Raw genomic sequence first — 19,170 nt, 5'->3', positions numbered from 1 at the left:
CGTTGGCGTGATCGTCGGCGTTCAGCGCGATAGAGGCGGCAGTTCGCCCGTTCCCCTGATCCACGCGATGTCCGCGCGCTCGGCCATTTCCTTGTCGCCACGGCTGTCGCCGTAGGCGAAGAGCGTAGCGGGCGGATCGTCGCGCCACCATGCCTGCAGCCGCGCGACTTTTTCCGGTCCCCAACAATTCCTGCCGATGAAACGGCCCGCGAAGCCACGGTCGTCGAGTTCGAGCCGGGTCGACAACACCGTGCGGATGCCTGCCGACTCCGACGCCCATATCCACAGATACAGCGACGGCGACGCGCTCACGATCACCACTTCGTGCCCGAGCGCCTGATGCGCGCGAATGCGCTCGATCATCTCGGGGCGGATCATCGCCGGCAAGCGCGATGCGCAGAAGTCGCGCGCGGCTTGCTCCAGGCGTGCGCGCGAGACGCCCGCGAGCGCGTGCCGAAGAAAGCCGGCTTTCGCGGCGCCGCGATCGCACAGGCGCGCCGCCATGCCGATGAGACGCGGCGCCGCGAGCACGCCCGCCGCAGCGAAGCGCGCCGCGCCGACCGTGTGCAGCACGAATGCCTTGAGGCTGTCGCCGGTGGTGATGGTGCCGTCGAAATCGAACGCGGCGATGGTGCGGGGTTGTGGGGTCATCGGGGGTTTCGTTGGGCGGCTTGCCGTGCGGCGAGGGCGGTGTTCTGGAGTTGGTCGGCTCGAGCGGTGGCGGCGGCGCGTAGTCGCCGTCGTCGCGTTGTCCTTCCGTTTGCCCGAATTTGGAGCGCCAAGGACCGTGCAATCACTTACGCAGTCGAGCAGGCCGGCCATCATACCGGCGAAGCGGGGTTTCGCAAGATAGCGCGCAACAGTCCGGCTGGAAGGCGGCCAGCGGTTAGTCGGAACCCTATTTAGCACATCGCCATAGCCTGCGGTGTATCAGGTTTCCCCACCGCGCCCCCAACACCGCGACCGAAGCGTTCCGATGTCCGATTCAATGCTGTACGACGCCGCCCCGACGATCACGCTGCCCGCCGCGCGCAGCCGATTGCGCGAGACCGTGAGCCGGTTTGTAGCAACCATCGCGCATTCTTTGGGTGATTCGAAGGCGGACGCGGCGTCGCGGACCTCCGCGTTCGATGATCTGCTGACGACGCTGAAAGAGCACGCGGCGGCCATCGGCTTCGGCCGCATGGATGCGCTCGCGCGAGCGATTGCGGCGCGCGCGTGGCCGCGCATTACGCACACGTCGATGCGCAAGGCGCGCTGTAAAAGCTGAACGGATTGTTCGAGGAACTACGTCTCTCGCATCGGATGGAAGAACGCCGGCGCGCCGCGCTCGCCAACGCGTGTCTGGATCGATGCGCAAGCCCTGACACATCCCGCGTACAAAGTGTCACGCGCGAGGATCAGCGCATCGCGCAAGCGGTGCATGGCATCGTCCTTGCGGCGCTCATGTCTTTCGTTTCACGACAGCCAAGGAGACAGCCGATGACACAGGATCTCACCTTCCGCGCGGGCGAAGCCACCGTGTTCGCCGCGCCCGGTCAGGCGACCGATGCGATGCCCGAGATTCTGATCGGCCGCGTCGACGGGCCGGTCGGACACGCGTTCGCGAACATGATGGCGCAATCGAAGGGACATACCGCGATGTTCGCCATCCGCGCATGCAATCAGATGGTGCGGCCCGCGACGATCATCGTCCCGAAGGTCACGCTCAAGGACATGCCGAACATCGATCTCTTCGGCGGCGTGGTGCAGTCCGCGACCGCGGATGCCGTCGTCGATTGCCTGATCGAGGGCATCCTGCCGAAGGAGCAGGCCAACGAGCTATGCATCATCAGCCTCGTATGGATCGATCCGCGCTGCGCAACCGACGCGCAGCTCGACAAGAAGGACATGTACCGCACCAATTACGAGGCGACGAAGCTCGCCATCCAGCGCGCGATGAGCAACGAGCCGAGCGTGGAGACGCTCATCGCCAATCGCCACAGCATCAGGCACGACATGGACGACTGGAGCTGAAGCGTCCGCGTCTCGCTCGCGAACTCAGTCGGCGTGCGCGCGATCGAACGCCCACACATCGGGAAAGCCCATGAGTTCGCACATCGAAGCAAACGGATGCATCGCGCCAACGGTTGCTTCGGTGCCCTTGCCCGCGAGTATCTCGCCGTACACGTCCTTGAGCGCTTTTGCCGCCGCGAGAAAGCCGGACGCGGGATAGATCGCGAGCGAAAAGCCGAGCCTTTGCAATTCCGCGGGCGCGAGTTGCGGCGTGCGTCCGCCTTCGACGACATTCACGAGCAGAGGCATGTCGAACGCGCGGCCGATCTTCTCCAGTTCGTCCGCGCTCTCCGGCGATTCGATGAACAGCACGTCCGCGCCCGCTTTCGCATAGGCCTCGCCGCGTCGCAAGGCTTCATCGAGACCGAGCGACGTGCGCGCATCCGTGCGCGCGATGATCTGGAAATTGCGGTCGCTGCGGCTCTCCACCGCAACCTTGATCTTGCGCACCATGTCTTCGAGCGCAATCACGCGTCGGCCCGGCGTGTGTCCGCATTTCTTCGGGAATTCCTGGTCTTCGAGCTGGATGCCCGCCGCGCCCGCGTGTTCGTAGCCCTTCACCGTATGCGCGACGTTGAGCAGGCCGCCGTAGCCCGTATCGCCGTCGCAGATCATCGGCGTCTTCGTGCCGCCGCAGAATGCCGCGACGCGGTCGACCATGTCCGTGTAGGTGGCGAGGCCGGCATCGGGCAAGCCGAGGTATGACGCGACGGTGCCGAAGCCCGTCATGTAGAGGCAGTCGAAACCCATCGAGTCGGCCATCTTCGCCGAGATCATGTCGAAGATGCCGGGTGCGGCGACGATTTCCTTGCGGGCGAAGCGCGCCTTCAACGCTTCACGCTTGCTCTGGCTGGTGACGTTCATCGGTTCTTCCTTCGTTGGATTGCGGATCAATGATTCGATTCATGCGACAGCGGCGAGCCCGCGAGCGGGCCATCGGCATCCGGGCCGGCGGCGGGCGCGATTTCTTCGAGCGAGCGGCGATTCGTCTCGATGCCGAACACGGCGAGCACGACGGCCATCGCCGCGCACGCGGCGACGATGATCGAGAGCACGTCCTTGATCCCGCCCGCCATGTACATCACGACGACGAGCTGCGGCGCGAGAATGCCGGTGATGCGGCCCGCGCAGCCCGCGATGCCGTTCGCGCGCATGCGGTTCTCGGTCGCGAAAAGCTCCGGGACATACGTGGCGATGCCGAGCGCGACCATCAGATAGGTGAGCGTGAAGAGCAGGAAGCCGAGCACGGTCGCCATGCCGACGCTCGTCGAATGCCCGTACAGCCAGCCGATGACCGCCGCGAGCGCGGCCACCGCGATCAGCCCGTTCTTGCGTCCGACCTTGTCCGCGATCAGCACGCCGACGAGCGCGCCGGCCGGTCCGCCGAGCGACATCAGCGTCGTATAGCCGAGCGACGACGCCATGCCGATGCCCTGTTTCATCAGGAACGTGGGCACCCACACGATGAAGCCGTAGATCACCATGTTGACCGCGACCTGCACGACGATCGAGACGAACGTGCGGCGAATCTGCGCGGCGGAGAAGAGATCGAGCAGCGTGGTTTTTGCGGCGACGCGCCGTCCCGTATCGACGATGGGCGGCAGCGGCCGCACGCGCGCCGACTCCTCTTCGGCGGCGCGCAGGATGGCTTCGGCTTCGTCGAGACGGCCTTTCGATTCGAGCCAGCGCGGGGACTCGGGCATCTTCTTGCGGATGAACCAGACGATCATCGCGCCCGCGCCGACGATGGCGAACATCGCGCGCCAGCCGATCGTCGGAATGATGAGATAGCCGAGAAACGTCGAGACGAAGAGCGCCGAATTGGTGATGAGCGACAGATACGCCGACCACTTGCCGCGCACGGCGGGCGGCATGAACTCGCCGACCGAGCCGTAGCCGATCACGATTTCCGCGCCGAGGCCAAGCCCCATGAAGAAGCGGCAGACGATGAGCCACGTCATGTTCGGCGCGAACGCGCCCGCGATCGACGCGAGCCCGAACACCGCGAGGTTGAACTGGTACGTGAACTTGCGGCCTTTCGCGTCGCCAAGCATGCCGGCGGTGAACGCGCCGATCAGCATGCCGATGAAGGTCGACGAGAGGAACGCGGCGTTCAGGTGCATCGTCGACCAGCCGGTCTTCGCGAGCGCGCCGAGCACGCCGCCCGCGAGATAGATGTCGAACGAATCGAGGAACATGCCCGCGCCGATCAGCCACAGCACGCGCTTGTGAAAGCCCGATATGGGCAGGCGGTCCAGTCGCGGACCGGCGTTGACGGTGCTTGATGCCATGTCGTGTCTCCTTCGCATGTCGTCGTGATACGCGCGATGTGGCAACGCTTCAGGAAGCGGAATGTTCCCTCTGATACCGGTCGAGCACCGCTTTTTCGGCGGCGAGAATATGGCAGCGCGTGATGGCTTCGGCCCACGCCGCATTGCGCTCTTCGAGCGCGTGGACGATTTCGACATGCTGGCGCGCGCTGCGCTCGCGATCTTCGTCGCTATAGGTATCGAAGGTCCACTTGATGAGCGGCGTCTCTTTCATCGACCTGAGCGAGCGGTCGAGGCGCGCGTTGTTCGCGGCGGCGGTGATGATCGCGTGGAACTCGCCGTTGGCGGCGAACCATGCTTCACACGATTCGGACGTCGACGGACGATGCGTGATGGCGAGCATCGCGTCGGCGAGCGTGCGCAGGCGCGCGATGTCCTCTGCTGCGATGTGGAGCGCGGCGCGCGCCGCGAGATACGGTTCGATCAGAAGCCGCGCTTCGAAGATTTCACGGGCGTCCTGCAGGCTCCAGGCTTTCACGCGCACGCCGTAGTTCGGCCGCGTTTCGACCCAGCCTTCGGCGTCGAGCCGCCGCAGCGCTTCGCGCACCGGCGTTCGGCTCACGCCGAGACTTTTTGCGAGCTGCTCCTCGCGCAGATACTGGCCGGCGCCATAGTGGTTCGAGGCGAGGGCGTCCTTGATGGCGAGATAGACATCGTCGGCGGAACGGGAGGGCTCCGGCGCGATTGTATGCAAAGCACGTTGCGATTGCGGCATGTTGGCCCTGAAATCGAGCATGGACCGCCACATTGTATGCAATGTCGACGCAAAGAAACGTGGGGATTTCCCGGACGCAGGCGGTACATTCGACGCATATCGATACGGCATGCCAATCAACGCCAAGGCCGGAACGATCGTGCGAAAACGAGCCGTGGCGGCCCGCGCTGTCGATGAATCGCCGCACACCACGGAAGACTCGTAGGCATAATAGCCGTCACCCAAGGACACTTGAGCGCGCCTGCCCATGACCCGCCCCGCCCTGGAATGCCGTCGCCTTCAGAAAACTTTCGGTTCTGGCCGGACGATTCTTGCGGGCCTCGACTTCACGCTCGGCGAGGGCGAATTCATCGCGATCATGGGCGATTCGGGCGTCGGCAAATCGACGCTGCTCAATCTCATCGCCGGACTCGACTCGCCGGATGGCGGCGAAATCCTGATCGACGGCGTGCCGATCTCCACGCTCAACGACGAAGCCGCCACGCGAACACGCCGCGAAAAGCTCGGCTTCGTGTTTCAGGCGTTCCATGTGCTGCCGCATTTGACGCTCGCGCAAAACGTCGCGGTGCCGCTGCTGTTGAACGGCCAGCCGGTCGCGGCTGCGCAGCGCATGCTCGCCGCCGTCGGCCTGCTGGATCGTCAGAACGATCTGCCGCGCGAACTGTCCGGCGGCGAACTGCAGCGCGTGGCGATTGCGCGCGCGCTCGTGCATCACCCGCGCCTGATACTCGCCGACGAACCGACCGGCAATCTCGATCCGCAAACCGCGCATGAAATCCTCGACCTGCTGCTCGCCGAAACGAAGACGACGGGCGCGGCGGCGATCATGGTCACGCATTCGGAGGCGGCAGCCGCCTTCGCGGATCGCGTGCTGATTCTCGCCGATGGCACGCTGCACGAGGCCGCGTCGCTCGCGGCGTTCAACGAGTCGCGCGCACGATGACGTCGCTCGCCGCCAGCCGCCGCCTGCTCTCGCGCTGGCTGCTCGGCGCGCAATGGCGCAGTCATCGGGGGCGCGCGCTCGTCGCCATCGTGACCATCGCGCTCGGCGTCGGTCTGGGCTACGCGGTGCAGCTCATCAACAGCGCCGCGTTCAGCGAATTCTCGGCGGCCGCGCGCAGTCTCTCCGGGCAGTCCGACTTGCAGGTGCGCGCGGCGCAGCAGTTCATCGACGAAAGCGTGTATCCGCTCGTCGCGACGCGCGCGGGCGTCGCGGTGGCGAGTCCCGTGCTCGAACTCGATATCGCCGTGCCGAAGCGGGGCGCGCCGCTCAAGGTGCTCGGCATCGACGTGTTCCGCGCGAAACGCATCGCGCCCGATCTCACCGGCGTGCCGTCCGCGGATGCGCCGCTCGACGTGCTGTCGAACGACGCGATCTTTCTTTCGCCCGCCGCGCTGCAATGGCTGAATGCGCGCGTGAGCGCGTCGGTGGATCTGCAAAACGGCACGTCGGCGGTGCGCTTACGCGTGGCGGGCGGCATCGTGCGCGCGTTGCCGGGGCAGCGCATCGGCGTGATGGACATCGCCGCGTTGCAGTCGCGTTTCGGCGTGCAGGGCCGGCTCTCGCGCGTGGACGTGCAGCTCGCGCGCGGCGTCGATCGCGAAGCGTTCCGGCGCGCGTTGCAGAAGGAGCTGGGTCCGCGCTTCGTCGTCGGGGAAACGCGCGATATCGAAAGCCGCACGGACCGGCTGTCGCGCGCGTATCGCATCAACATGAACGTGCTCGCGCTCGTCGCGCTGTTCACGGGCGCGTTTCTCGTCTTTTCGACGCAGGCGGCGGGCGTCGTGCGCCGCCGCGCGCAGTTCGCGATGCTGCGCGTCATCGGCATGACGCGCGCGCATCTCGTGCGGCAGATCATGAGCGAAGGGGCGCTCGTCGGCGTGGCGGGCGCGGTGCTCGGCATCGCGCTCGGCTATGCGGTCGCGGCGCTCGCGCTGCGCTTTTTCGGCAGCGATCTCGGCGGCGGCTACTTCCCCGGCGTGCAGCCGCGCGTGCATTTCGAATTGATTTCGACGGCCGTCTTTCTCGCGCTCGGCATCGGCGTCGCGCTCGCCGGCACGCTCGTTCCCGCACTCGAAGCCGCCCGCGCGCGGCCCGCGCCCGCGCTCAAGGCCGGCAGCGAAGAGGCCGCGCTTTCGCCGCTTTCGACGCCGTGGCCCGCGCTCGCCTGCCTCGCGCTCGGCGCGCTGTTGACGCGCGCGCCGTCCCTCGACGATGCGCCCATCGCCGGTTATCTCGCGGTCGCGCTGCTTCTCGTCGGCGGCATTGCGCTGATGCCGCGTCTCACGGCGATTGTCTTCGGCGCGGCGGGCGCGGCCTACGCGTGGCTTCGCCGCAAGCGCGAGCGCAGCGCGGTGGCGACGCTCGCGCTCGCGCGTCTTGCCAACGCGCCGGGGCAGGCGTCGATTGCGATGGGCGGCGTGCTGTCGAGCTTCACGCTGATCGTGGCGATGGCGATCATGGTCGCGAGCTTTCGCGTCTCGGTCGTGGACTGGCTCGAACATCTGCTTTCCGCCGATCTCTACGTGCGCGTGGCGGCGAGCGGCGATACGGGCGGACTCACGCGGCAGCAGCAGGCGCGGATTGCCGCGACGGACGGCGTCGCGCGCGCGGCGTTCTCGCGCGCATCGCAGATCACGCTCGATGCCGGCAAGCCGCCGGTCGCGGTGATCGCCCGCGAGATCGACGCCGCCGATCCCGGCGCGACGCTGCAGATGACCGGCGCGATCCTTCCGCCCGGAGCCTGGCGCGCCGATGAAACGCCGGTCTGGGCGTCCGAGGCGATGGCCGACCTTTACGGCTACCGCACCGGCCAGCGCGTCACGCTGCCGCTCGGCGCGGCGGGCGGGCCCTTCGTCGTCGCGGGCATCTGGCGCGATTACGTACGGCAGACCGGCGCGCTGCAGATTCGTCTTGCGGACTATCGGCGGCTGACGGGCGACATGGGCGCGACCGATGCGGCCATCACGCTGCGCAATGGGACACCGGCGGCGCAGGTCGTCGCGTCGCTGCGCAAGCTGCCGTTCGGCGACGCGCTCGAATTTTCGCAGCCCGGCGACATCCGCGCGCGCACGCTCACCATCTTCGATCGCAGCTTCGCGGTCACGTATCTGCTGGAAGCGGTGGCTATCGTCATCGGTCTTTTCGGCGTGGCCGCGACGTTTTCCGTGCAGACGCTCGCGCGCTCCCGCGAATTCGGCATGCTGCGGCACGTCGGCGTGACGAGAAGACAGGTTCTCGCGCTGCTTGCCTCGGAAGGCGGGCTGCTGACGGTGCTCGGCATCGCGGTGGGCTGCGCGCTCGGCTTCGCCATCAGCCTGATCCTCGTTTTCGTGGTCAATCCGCAATCGTTCCACTGGACGATGTCGCTCCATGTTCCCTGGACGATGCTCGCGATCATCGGCTGCGTGATGCTCGCGTCGTCCTGCACGACGGCGGTGCTGGCGGGACGGCGCGCCGTATCGGTCGATGCCGTGCGCGCCGTGCGGGAGGACTGGTGATGCGCGCGTTCGCCGCGACGCTCCTCGCGCTCCTCGCGTTCCTTCCGACGGCCACGCTTCCCGCCGATGCGCCATTCGCTGAAGTCGTGCCGGGCCGGGCGATCGACTGGCCGCAGGACACGGGCGCGCACGCCGCGTATCGCACGGAATGGTGGTATGCGACCGGCTGGCTCGACACGCCGGACCACACGCCGCTCGGCTTTCAGATCACGTTTTTTCGCTCCAATACCGGCAAGGACGGGGGCGGCGCGTTCGATCCGTCGCAGGTGATTGTCGCGCACGCGGCGCTCTCCGATCCCGCTTACGGGCGGCTCGTGCACGATCAGAACATCGCGCGGCAGGGTTTCGGGCTCGCGTATGCGTCGAACGGCAACACGGACGTGAAGCTCGATGCGTGGCGCATGGTGCGCGCAGCCGATGGCCGCTACACCGTGGACGCCGATGCCGCGGGTTTCGCGCTGCATCTCACCTTCACGCCGACGCAGCCGCCGATGATCCAGGGCGAGCGCGGCTATTCGCGCAAGGGTCCGCAGGCGCAGCAGGCGAGCTATTACTACAGCGAGCCGCAGTTGCAGGTGACGGGCAGCGTCACGCGGCCATCGCAGAAAGGCCATGGCGAGACCGTCGCCGTGGCCGGCGGCGCGTGGCTGGATCACGAGTGGTCGAGCACGCTGCTTCCCGCCGACGCCTCGGGCTGGGACTGGCTCGGCGCGAATCTCGACGATGGCGGCGCGCTGATGGCCTTCAAGGTCCGCGCCCGCGACGGCCACGCGCTCTGGGCGCACGCCGCGCTGCGCGAACGCGATGGCCGCACGGCGCAGTTCGGCCCCGCCGACGTCGACTTCACGCCGGAACGCCAGTGGCGCTCGCCGCGCACGAACACGGCGTATCCGGTCGCGATGACGGTGCGCGTCGGCGCGATGCGCTGGCGTCTTGCGCCGCTCATCGACGATCAGGAACTGGACTCGCGCGAATCGACCGGGGCCGTGTATTGGGAAGGCGCGGTCACGGTGACAGGGGAAAGCGGCAGCGCCGGGCGGCGCGGACACGGCTATCTGGAACTGACGGGCTACGGGAAGGCGAAGAACGCGGCGGACGCCGCGAAGCGCTGAAAGCGGACGATCGTGCGCCAGCACGAATCGGAAAAAAGCCCGACAATATAGGGGTTTACGCAAATCCTACTCTCGTTCCCATGTCCGATTTCGCCACTCCTCTTCGCCGCCGCACCGAGATAAATTCGACACCGCTCGCCATTGCCGGACTGCTGATTCTGGCAGGCGCGTGGTACCTCGCTCAGACCGCGAGCGCGCGACAGGCCGCGCTCTATGTGGTCGGCGCGCTGCTCGGCATCGCGCTCTATCACGCCGCGTTCGGTTTCACGTCGGCGTGGCGCGTGTTCATCGCCGATGGGCGCGGCGCCGGCCTGCGCGCGCAGATGCTGATGCTCGCCGTCGGCGTCGCGCTGTTTTTTCCGGCGCTCGCTGCGGGATCGCTGTTCGGCATGCCCGTCACCGGGCTGGTATCGCCGGCGGGTACGTCGGTGATCGTGGGCGCGTTCATCTTCGGCGTCGGGATGCAACTGGGCGGCGGGTGCGCGTCCGGCACGCTCTACACGGTCGGCGGCGGCAGCACGCGCATGATCGTGACGCTCGCGGCGTTCATCGCCGGCTCCGTGATCGCGACGGCGCACATGCCGTTCTGGACCGCGTTGCCTTCGCTGCAGCCGGTATCGCTCGTCAAGTCGATGGGCCTCGCGCCCGCGCTCGCGCTCAACTGGATCGTGTTCGCGCTGATCGCGGCGTTGACCGTCGTCATCGAAAAGCGGCGGCACGGCAAGCTCGTGGCCGCGCACGTTCAGCCCGCGCATACGTCGCCGTGGCTGCATGGGCCGTGGCCGCTTCTCGCCGGCGCGCTCGCGCTCGCGGTGCTCAACTTCGCGACGCTCGCGCTGTCGGGACGGCCGTGGGGCGTGACCTCGGCGTTCGCGCTGTGGGGCGCGAAGGCGGCGTCGGCAATGGGCGTGGATGTCGCGAACTGGCCGTACTGGATGAGCAAGCCCAACGCGGCCACGCTCGCCGCGCCAATTTCGCACGACGTGACTTCCGTGATGGATATCGGGATCGTGCTCGGCGCAATGCTCGCCGCTGCGCTCGCCGGGCGTTACGCGCCGGTCTGGCGCGTGCCGATGCGCTCGCTCGCCGCGGCCATCGTCGGGGGATTGATGCTCGGCTATGGCGCGCGGCTCGCGTATGGCTGCAACATCGGCGCGTATTTCAGCGGCATCGTGTCGGGCAGTCTGCACGGCTGGCTGTGGCTCGTCGCCGCGTTCTTCGGCAACGTGCTCGGCACGCGGCTGCGCCCGCTGTTCGGACTGGAAGTGGAGCGCGTGAGGCCGACCGCCTGCTGAGCTTCAACGCTCGGGCCAGCGGTTCTCGAAGACGCATTCCTCCGTGGGCCGGCGCGTGGCCCAGCCTTCGGTTTCGAGCATCGGGGCGTCGTAGAAACGCTCGACGTGCCCGATGCACAGAATCGCCACGGGCCGCGCGCCCGCCGGCATTTCGAGCAGCGTGGCGATCTCCTGCGGATCGAAGAGCGACACCCATCCCATGCCGATGCCCTCGGCGCGCGCCGCGAGCCACATGTTCTGGATCGCGCAGGCAACCGACGCGACGTCCATCTCGGGCAGCGTGCGGCGCCCGAAGACGTGGCGCTCGCGCCCGTCCATCAGCGCCATCACGAGCACTTCCGCGCATTCGCGCAAGCCTTCCACCTTGAGTTTCATGAACGCATCGCGGCGCTCGCCGAGCGCATCGGCGGTGAGAAGCCGTTCGCGCTCGACCGCCGCGTGAAGCTGCGCGCGGACCTGCGCCGACGTGATGCGCACGATCCGCCACGGCTGCATGAAGCCGACGCTCGGCGCGTGCAGCGCGGCATCGACGAGCCGCGCCATGACGGACGGCGCGACGGGATCGCTCACGAAGTGGCGCATGTCGCGGCGCTCGGCGATAGCGCGATAAACGGCGTTGCGTTCGGATTCGGTGAAGGCGGGATCGGTCATCGGTGTGCAGGGCTTGCGGGGTAGCGCAACTGTATCCGCATCCATTGCGGCTGCACAGCGGCTCGAGGCGAAAACGCGCGAGCAGGCGTGAATCGACGCGATGCGGCGTGCTTCGCCAAGGGCGCGCCGCATCCCATGAAGGCGAACGCACTCAGCCGTGTGAAAGCGCGTTCGTCAGCGCGTGCGCGACGGTCGCGACGTGCGGCTTCGACGACGAGATCGGTCTGTCTGCCCGCTTCGCGGAGCGCCGCCGGCATCGCGCGAAAGCGAACGCGCTCGGGCGTGCGAATGCGCGTTCGTCAGCGCCTGCGCGACCGTGGCGACGTGCCCTCGATCAGCCCGATGCGGCGCTTACGCGAAGCGCCGTGCCGCATCGCATGAAAGCAAACGCACTCAGCCGTGCGAAAGCGCCTTCGTGAGCGCCTGCGCGACCGTCGCGACCTGTGGTTCGACGACGAGATCCGTGTGTCTGCCCTCGATCAGCGTGATGCGCAAGCCGTGCTTCGCGACGCGCCGCCACACCGACAGCGGATCGCAGCGCTCCTTGTCGAGCTGCGTGGCGCGCACGTAGACGATCGGCCCGCCCAGATAGCGGCGCGGCTTGTACGTTCTCATCGCCGTGTGCATGGATTCGCGCACGCGCTGAAGCACCGGCGGCATGTCCTGCACGTCGGGCGTCGGCTGGTACGCGTCCGCGCGGCCCATGCGCGTGTGCAGGCGGACGCGGATCGCGGAAGCCTTGTCGCGCAGATACGAAAGGCGCGCGCGGGCGTCGAGCGAACGCAGCTCGCGCAGACGCTCGGCGGCGAGCCCCGCCTGAAAACGCGTCCAGTGCGCGAAGCTCAGGCAATGTTCGAGGACGTAGGTATCGAGCAGGCACAGCATCTCGATCTTCTCGCCCGCCGCGACGAGCTGCTGCGCGATCTCGAACGCGATCAGCCCGCCGAACGAATAGCCGACGAGCGCATACGGGCCGCTCGGCTGCACTTCGCGCATGCGCTGTACGTAGCCGCGCGCCATCTCTTCGACTCGCTCCTGCGGGGCTTCGTCGCCGTCCAGCCCGAGCGCCTGCAAGCCGTAAATGGGCCGCTCGTTTTGCAGCATGCCGGCGAGCGGCAGGCATTCCATCACCGAGCCTGTGATGCTGTGGACCATGAAAAGCGGCCGGCCGCTGCCCGCGCGCATCTGCACGACGGTCGACCCAGTCTCGCGCGCGCCCGGCTCCGCGACGAGAACGGCGGCGAGGCGCGCAATCGTTGGCGCGAGGATCATCGTCGAAAGCGCAAGCGTGCGACCGGTCGCGTCCTGCACGTCCGCGAGCATGCGCGCGGCGAGCAGCGAGTGGCCGCCGAGATCGAAGAAATTGTCGTCGCGCCCGATCGGCGAGAAGCTGAAGTGCTGCTCCCACAGCGCGCAAAGATACCGTTCCATTTCATCGACCGATTCGCCCGGCGGCGGCACTTCGCGCTTCACGCGGACAAGCGCCGGATGCTCGCGAATCTGATCCAGACATTGCGGATTCGCCAGCGACGACGCGTTGCGTGCGGGCAGGCCGTTCACGGCATCGCGCGCGGCGGCTTCGGACGGCTTGTTGTTGTGCGTGACGGGCAGGCCGTCGACCTGCACGACGACGTCCGGCACCAGCGCGGCCGAGCCTTTGCGCGTGAGATCGCGGCGCACGCGCGCGGTGAGCGCCGCATTGAGCTGCGCGCCCGGCCGCAGCACGAGCAGAAGCACGATGCGCTGGCCGGCATCGCCCGCGCCGACGCCTTGCTGCGGCACGACCATCGCATTGCAGATTTCGGGAATCCCGGAAAGGATGCGATAGATCTCGCCCGGACTCACGTTGATGCCGCGCACGTTGAGCACGCCGTCGCTGCGTCCGTGCAGCCGCGCGGAGCCTTGCGGCGAGAACTCGATCACGTCGCCGTGCGTCCACACGCCTTCGTTCGCGGCGAAATACGCCTTGTGAAAGCGCGAGCCGTCGTCGCCGAAAAAGCCGAGCGGACGCGACGGGAACGGATTCGTGCAGACGAGCTCGCCGGGCATGATCGTGCTCGCGCCCTTGTCGAATGCCTGCACGTCGAGACCGAGGCTCTTGCACTGCGCTTCGCCCGCATATACGGGCAGGTTCGGATTGCCCAGCACGAAGCAGCCGATGATGTCCGTGCCGCCTGAAATCGACTGCAACTGCAGCGGTTTGACGTGCTTCGCGACCCACTCGAATTGCGAGTCGTAGAGGACGGCGCCGGTGGACATCATCGCGCGCAACGCCGAAAGGTCGAAGTGCGCGGCGGGTTCCAGCCCGGCATCCTCGCTCATCTTCAGATACGCGGGGCTCGTGCCGAACACCGTCGCGCGTTCGCTCGCGATCAGGCGCCACAACGTGTCGACGGTCGCGACCGGGCCGTCGTACGTGACGATTTCGACGCCCGAGGCGAGCACCGAAAGCTGCCAGTTCCACATCATCCACGAGCAGCTCGTGTGGAAGAAGAGCTTGTCGCCAGGGCCGAAGTCGCTGTGCAGCCGGTGCTCCTTCACGTGTTCCAGCAACGTGCCGCCGGCGCCGTGCACGATGCATTTCGGCTTGCCGGTGGTGCCCGACGAAAACATGATGAAGAGCGGATGGTTGAACGCAAACCGCTTCCAGGAAAAGCGTTTCGCGTCGCCGCGCGTCACGAGCGAATGCAGTTCGTGCTGGGGCTGCGTCACCGAACTCGGCAACTCGGTTTCGTCGAGGCAGACGATGCCCGCGAGCGACGGCAGTTGCGCCGCCACCGCCGCGACGTGGCCGGAGAGCGAGCCGCCGGTGTCGAACGGGCGCGGCGCGGTGTGCGCGAACATCATCTTCGGTTCGAGCGGGGCGAAGCGGTCGAGGATCGCCTGCACGCCGTTGCCCGGCGCGGCCGTCGAGAGCGTCGCGCCGAGCGCGCTCACCGCGAGCGCGACGACGATCGCGTCGCCGTCGTTGTGCATGATCGCGACCGCGCGGTCGCCGCTCGCGAGCCCGAGTCCGGAAAGCGCGTGCGCGAGACGCATCACGCGTTCGCGCAATTCGCCGCGCGTGTACGAGATGCGCCGGCCGTCCGCGTGGCACGAGGTGAGCGCGGGGGCGTCGTCGGGCGCGATGCGTTCGCCGAGCAGATTTTCGGCGTAATTCAGTTCGACGTCCGGAAAGAAGCACGCCGTTTCACACTGATCGCCGACGCAAACCGGCTCAATCGAACCGGACCACTCCAGCCCTTGCGCGGATTCGAGAAAGCATTTCCAGAACGACCGGTAATGGAGCGTCGAATAAGCGTGCAGTGCGGAATAATCGGCGAACTGCTGGCCTGTCGCCTTTTCAAAAGCCTCTGTGAAGGCCGTCATGCGCGATGCGCGGATTTGTTCGGCAGAAGGCTGGAATAGCGGCGCGCGCTCGAAAAGCCGCGCGCTCTCCTGGATGGCGTCTTGGCGGTCCATTTTGGGGGCACCTCTCGTTGACGACGTGTCTTGAGCGGCTCGTGTTCCACGGCGCCGCCAGAAACGTTTCGTTGTTCTTCACGCCGATGCGGCGTCGATTCAAGCCCTTCGTGTGGAACGAGATTATCCCGTCGCGATTTCCCGCTGTGTGCGACCAACCACAGAGAGTACGGTGTTGGGCGAAAGATAGGCGTTGCGTTAAGCGGCGGTTTATGGTGCGCGTGACGAAATCAAGTCATTGATACTGAATCCTTACAAAACTTTCGACAGTCGGCTTTTTAACGCAGGCGCACGCGGCGGCTTTTCGGCTGGCGCTTTTATCGGACGAAATATATTCAATTTTTTCACCGGTCTGCCGAAATAGCGGGGTAACGGATTGCATCGCTACGCGGTTATGCGATACAACGAAATGATTATTCGCCGGGCTCGCGGCCCATGCGGGGAATAACACTCGGTAATGGCCGATAACGTCGATAACGGTCGAAAGGGTCATCGCCGGCAGGCGCTCAACGAAAATGCTTTATCTGGAGACGGGGATATGAGGGTTCGTGCGACGGTGCTGCTGATTCGTCATCACGCGGTGCTGCTGGTCCGGGAACGCGGCGGTCCGTGGTTCCTTCCGGGCGGGGAGGTCGGACACGGCGAATTGCCGATGGGCGCGGCCATCCGCGAGCTTCACGAGGAAACGGGCGCGGAAGCGAGCGCAGCCGCGTTCCTGTGGCAGCAGGCGTCCGCGCATCACATGCACCACGTCTTTCGCGTGGCGATCCCCGCCGAAGCCCTGCCGCGTGCGAACTACCGCGCGGGCATCGACGAAGTGCGCTGGGTGGACGTATCGCAGCTCGGGAACATGCCGGTCACGCCCGGCACGCGCGCGATCCTGAGCCGCGCGGCGGGCGGCAACAGCGCGGTGCGCTCGAACTGGCGGGATGCCGGCGCGGGGCCGGGAGCGTCGGCGGGATTCTGAGGGCGGGGCATCGTTCGCGCTTGCGCTACGATCGGCATTTGCGCTCGACGAAAGTCTCCGCGGCGCGGAGAGTTTCGCGGCGTCCAAATCACTTCGACCCGCGACCCGCGACCCGAAAGCCACGCATGAGCGACCTCATCCCTTCCTCACTTTTCGACGAAGTCCGCCGCCTCATCGACGCGGCCCGCGAGCGCGCCGCCGCCGCCGTCAACGCGGAACTGACGCTCGTGTACTGGCAGATCGGCCAGCGGGTGCGCGCGGAAGTGCTGCGCGGCGCGCGCGCGGAGTATGGCCGGCAGGTCGTCGCGACGCTGGCGCGCGAACTCGGCGCGCGCTACGGACGCGGCTGGAGCGAAAAGCAGCTTCGCCACTGCGTGCGCCTTGCCGACGTGTTTCCCGACGAGCAAAGTGTCTCCGCAGTGCGGAGACAATTGAGCTGGACGCATCTCAAGACGCTCATCTATATCGACGACCCGCTCAAGCGCGATTTCTACGTGGAGCTCGCGCGCGTCGAGCGGTGGTCATCGCGGCAACTGCAGGAGCGCATCAATTCGATGCTGTTCGAGCGCAGCGCCATCTCGCGCAAGCCGCAAGCCGCGATTGCAAGCGACATCGCACTCATGCGCGACGAAGGGCGCCTCGCGCCCGAAGCGCTTCTCAAAGACCCTTACGTGCTCGATTTTCTCGGGCTCAATGATCATTACCTCGAAAAGGATCTCGAAGACGCGATCCTTCGCGAGATGGAACAGTTCCTTCTCGAACTCGGCGCGGGCTTTACCTTCGTCGCGCGCCAGAAGCGCCTTCAGATCGACGAGGACGATTTTTACATCGACCTGCTCTTCTATAACCGCAAGCTCAGGCGGCTCGTCGCCATCGAACTGAAACTCGGCGCGTTCAAGGCCGAATACAAAAGCCAGATGGAGCTTTATTTGCGCTGGCTCGCGAAACACGAGCAGGAAGCCGACGAACTGCCGCCGCTCGGCATCATTCTTTGCGCGGGCAAAAAGCAGGAGCAGATCGAACTGCTGGAACTCGACAAGAGCGGCATTCACGTCGCGGAATATGTGACCGTGCTGCCGCCGCGCGAGACCTTGCAGGCGAAGCTGCAACAGTCGATCGAAGCCGCGCGCGCGAGGCTTCTCGCGAAAGATGCCGACTGAGACGGACTCCTCTCATTGCGCTTCATCGGACGAATTCCGTTCGCTTGCGCAAAGTTGTTGGATAATCCTCTCTGTCGTCCGGCACGTCGTTGCCCGATGCCTGTAATTCGAGGCGGATATGTATAAAGAAGCAGACACTATTAACGAAGAAGAGATCATTGCGATCGCCCAACGCCTGACCGAGGAAGGTCGCCCGGTTTCCGCCGTGGCCGTCTGGTCGGAGATTCGCCGGGGTTCGATCGTATCCGTTGCGGCGGTGCTTCAGCGCTGGCGCGACGCCCGCGAACCCGCCATGCCCGCCGCGCAGTTCCCGGCGGAGATGCCGCAGGAATTCTCCGAGGCGCTGATGAACGCGGCGCAACGGCTCCGAAAGGCATCGTGGGACGAAGCGCAAAGCGCGATCGCGCGCCGCGCCGATATCCTGAGCCAGCGGCTCGACGCGGCGCTCGCCGAGCGCGACGAAGCGCTCGGCGTCTATCAGCAGGCGCAGGACGAGGCGCATGGCGGCCGCCGGCAAGTCGAGCAGCTGATGCACGGCCTGCGGGCGTCCGAAGAGACGGTGGCGCGTCTACAGGCGCAGGTCGCCGCGACGACGGAACGCGCGGACGCCGCCGAAGGGCGCGCCGGCGAACTCGCGCAGCGCGCCGCAGCGCACGACGCGGAGCTGAACGCCGTGCGCCTGTCGCTCGAAGAAGAACGCCGCGCGCGCGAAGCCGTGAGCGCGGAATTGGCGAGCCGGCGCGAAGAGATGGAACGCGTCGCGCGCGAACGCGACGAGGCGCGGCAGGAAGCGAGCGCGGCGGCGGCGCGCGCAGAAGCCGCGACCGCGCAGGCCGGCGACCACACGGCGCGCATCGCGGCGCTCGAAGCGGAACTCGCTACGCAGCGCGACGTGAACGCCCAAGCATCGGAAGGATCGCAGCGCATCAGCCGCGAACTCGACGAAGCGCGCTCGCAAGTCAACGAAAGCCACGCGCGCATCGCCGCGCTGGAAGCCGAACTCGCGGCGCAGCGCGAGGCGAACGCGCAGGCATCGGAAGGATCGCAGCGCATCGGCCGCGAACTGGACGAAGCGCGCACGCACATCAACGAGAGCCACGCGCGCATCGCCGCGCTGGAAACGGAACTCGCGACGCAGGGCGAGGCCAACGCGCAGGCATCCGAAGCATCGCACCGCATTACCCGCGAGCTGGACGAAGCGCACACGCGCGCGAACGAAAGCCAGGCGCGCATCGCCGCGCTCGAAACCGAACTCGCGGGAGCGCGCGAAGCGAACGCGCAGGCTGCGGCGGCGCACGAAGCGTTGCAGCATGCGAATCGCGAACTCGACGAAGTCCGCGCGCGCATCGCCGCGATGACCGACGAAAAGAATGCCGCGCAAGGCGAACTCGCGCGCGTATCGCAGGAAGCGGCCGCAGCGCAAAGCCGCATCGACGAATTGCAGCAGCAGGCCGCCAATCTCGCGCAGCAGCTTGCCGAGCGCGAACGCAGCGAGTCCGCCGTGAGGGACGAGTTGCGCGACCACAAGATCGCCTTGCAGACGGCGGGCGCCGCGAAGGACGAGGAAATCGCCGCGTTGCAGCGCCGCATTTCGGCGCAGGCGCAAACGCACGCGAAGTCCTACGACGAGCTTCGCGCGAACGCCGAGCAATGGGTCACGTATGCGCGCGACCTCAAGCAGCGCCTCGATGTCGCCAACGAGAAGATCATTTTCATCGACGCCCGCAGCACCGGCGAAGTCGCGCTGTTGCGCCGGCTTTCGACGGAACTCGAGCGCCTGAAGCCCGATCACGAACTCGTGTTCCGCGAGGCGCAGCAGAAGGTCATCGGCGACAAGATCGCCCAGCAGCTTGCACAGAAGGGCTATCGCTACGATCCGGCGACGGCCGTCATGTCGAAGATAGAAACGCCGTCGACGTGAT

16 protein-coding genes are annotated in these 19,170 nt (G+C 66.7%); 10 read left to right on the top strand and 6 right to left on the bottom strand.

Annotated elements, in window-relative coordinates; genetic code table 11:
* Window positions 1-21: 21 nt before the first annotated feature.
* Window positions 22-651, bottom strand: coding sequence for an HAD family hydrolase (locus LDZ27_RS21010; protein WP_244817728.1), 630 nt, complete (start codon window positions 649-651; stop codon window positions 22-24).
* A gap of 325 nt (window positions 652-976) precedes the next feature.
* Here LDZ27_RS21010 and LDZ27_RS21005 point away from each other — a divergent pair, with 325 nt between their 5' ends.
* Window positions 977-1,270, top strand: a complete 294-nt coding sequence (locus LDZ27_RS21005; RefSeq protein ID WP_244817727.1) for a hypothetical protein — start codon at window positions 977-979, stop codon at window positions 1,268-1,270.
* Window positions 1,271-1,482: 212 nt separating this feature from the next.
* Window positions 1,483-2,016, top strand: coding sequence for a formaldehyde-activating enzyme (gene fae, locus LDZ27_RS21000; RefSeq protein ID WP_244817726.1), 534 nt, complete (start codon window positions 1,483-1,485; stop codon window positions 2,014-2,016).
* Between the two features lie 24 nt (window positions 2,017-2,040).
* On the opposite strand, the gene LDZ27_RS20995 is transcribed toward fae, so the two are convergent.
* From LDZ27_RS20995 to LDZ27_RS20985, 3 genes are read right to left on the bottom strand one after another with little or no spacing between them, the layout of a single operon-like run.
* Window positions 2,041-2,919, bottom strand: coding sequence for an oxaloacetate decarboxylase (locus tag LDZ27_RS20995; protein ID WP_244817725.1), 879 nt, complete (start codon window positions 2,917-2,919; stop codon window positions 2,041-2,043).
* A gap of 26 nt (window positions 2,920-2,945) precedes the next feature.
* Window positions 2,946-4,346, bottom strand: a complete 1,401-nt coding sequence (locus LDZ27_RS20990) for an MFS transporter (protein ID WP_244817724.1) — start codon at window positions 4,344-4,346, stop codon at window positions 2,946-2,948.
* A gap of 49 nt (window positions 4,347-4,395) precedes the next feature.
* Window positions 4,396-5,100, bottom strand: a complete 705-nt coding sequence (locus LDZ27_RS20985; RefSeq protein WP_244817991.1) for a GntR family transcriptional regulator — start codon at window positions 5,098-5,100, stop codon at window positions 4,396-4,398.
* Between the two features lie 19 nt (window positions 5,101-5,119).
* Between LDZ27_RS20985 and LDZ27_RS20980 the strand changes: the two genes are divergently transcribed.
* From LDZ27_RS20980 to LDZ27_RS20960, 5 genes are all read left to right on the top strand, one after another.
* Window positions 5,120-5,305, top strand: a complete 186-nt coding sequence (locus LDZ27_RS20980; protein ID WP_244817723.1) for a hypothetical protein — start codon at window positions 5,120-5,122, stop codon at window positions 5,303-5,305.
* 42 nt (window positions 5,306-5,347) lie between these two features.
* Window positions 5,348-6,043: an ABC transporter ATP-binding protein gene (locus LDZ27_RS20975; protein WP_244817722.1), complete on the top strand. Its 696-nt coding sequence runs from the start codon at window positions 5,348-5,350 to the stop codon at window positions 6,041-6,043.
* Window positions 6,040-8,601 carry an FtsX-like permease family protein gene (locus tag LDZ27_RS20970; RefSeq protein WP_244817721.1) on the top strand — a complete coding sequence of 854 codons (2,562 nt, stop codon included), beginning with the start codon at window positions 6,040-6,042 and terminating at the stop codon, window positions 8,599-8,601. The genes LDZ27_RS20975 and LDZ27_RS20970 overlap by 4 nt, the downstream gene beginning before the upstream one ends.
* Window positions 8,601-9,713, top strand: coding sequence for a carotenoid 1,2-hydratase (locus LDZ27_RS20965; RefSeq protein WP_244817720.1), 1,113 nt, complete (start codon window positions 8,601-8,603; stop codon window positions 9,711-9,713). The genes LDZ27_RS20970 and LDZ27_RS20965 overlap by 1 nt, the downstream gene beginning before the upstream one ends.
* Before the next feature lie 80 nt (window positions 9,714-9,793).
* Entirely contained in the window at window positions 9,794-11,008 is a 1,215-nt protein-coding gene (locus LDZ27_RS20960; RefSeq protein WP_244817719.1) for a YeeE/YedE family protein, read from the top strand.
* A gap of 3 nt (window positions 11,009-11,011) precedes the next feature.
* Here LDZ27_RS20960 and bluB read toward each other — a convergent pair whose 3' ends face one another.
* Window positions 11,012-11,659, bottom strand: a complete 648-nt coding sequence (gene bluB / locus LDZ27_RS20955; protein WP_244817718.1) for a 5,6-dimethylbenzimidazole synthase — start codon at window positions 11,657-11,659, stop codon at window positions 11,012-11,014.
* A gap of 393 nt (window positions 11,660-12,052) precedes the next feature.
* Window positions 12,053-15,121 carry an acetoacetate--CoA ligase gene (locus LDZ27_RS20950; protein WP_244817717.1) on the bottom strand — a complete coding sequence of 1,023 codons (3,069 nt, stop codon included), beginning with the start codon at window positions 15,119-15,121 and terminating at the stop codon, window positions 12,053-12,055.
* A 538-nt stretch (window positions 15,122-15,659) separates the two neighbouring features.
* Here LDZ27_RS20950 and LDZ27_RS20945 point away from each other — a divergent pair.
* The 3 genes from LDZ27_RS20945 to LDZ27_RS20935 all read left to right on the top strand — a co-directional run bounded on the left by LDZ27_RS20945 (window position 15,660) and on the right by LDZ27_RS20935 (window position 19,169).
* Window positions 15,660-16,088: an NUDIX domain-containing protein gene (locus LDZ27_RS20945; protein WP_244817716.1), complete on the top strand. Its 429-nt coding sequence runs from the start codon at window positions 15,660-15,662 to the stop codon at window positions 16,086-16,088.
* A gap of 125 nt (window positions 16,089-16,213) precedes the next feature.
* Entirely contained in the window at window positions 16,214-17,248 is a 1,035-nt protein-coding gene (locus tag LDZ27_RS20940) for a YhcG family protein (RefSeq protein ID WP_244817715.1), read from the top strand.
* A gap of 118 nt (window positions 17,249-17,366) precedes the next feature.
* Window positions 17,367-19,169 (top strand): DNA-binding protein, encoded by a 1,803-nt coding sequence (locus tag LDZ27_RS20935; RefSeq protein WP_244817714.1) that lies wholly within the window; start codon window positions 17,367-17,369, stop codon window positions 19,167-19,169.
* The last annotated feature ends 1 nt before the right edge of the window (window position 19,170 follow it).

This window comes from Caballeronia sp. Lep1P3, from assembly GCF_022879595.1.
Taxonomy (GTDB): Bacteria; Pseudomonadota; Gammaproteobacteria; order Burkholderiales; family Burkholderiaceae; genus Caballeronia.
Note: the sequence above shows the minus strand (reverse complement) of the source record. Positions and strands in the feature narration are given on the sequence as shown.